At 20.8% G+C, this 232-nt stretch carries 1 pseudogene; it reads right to left on the reverse strand.

Annotated elements, in window-relative coordinates:
* Nucleotides 1–211, reverse strand: a pseudogene (locus G3997_RS05780) (endonuclease MutS2); the annotation flags it as partial.
* Nucleotides 212–232: the final 21 nt, after the last annotated feature.

Below are 232 nucleotides of genomic sequence, written 5' to 3' on the forward strand. Positions count from 1 at the left end.
TATTAAATAGTYCTTCTAATGGTATATGGTTACTATTTTCTAAGATTTTTCTAGCTTCTTTATTTTCACTTAATCTTCTTTTTACTATATTAAAATTATCACTTGGATTTAATTTATCTATAAGTTCTTTTCCTAGTGAACTTACACAGTATTCTTTTATTAATTCTTTTACTTCTTTAAGTTGTAATTTTTCAAAAGTTTCTATATTCATTATTTTTCTCCTTTATTTATC

Source organism: Romboutsia sp. 13368 (assembly GCF_018336475.1).
Taxonomy (GTDB): Bacteria; Bacillota; Clostridia; order Peptostreptococcales; family Peptostreptococcaceae; genus Romboutsia.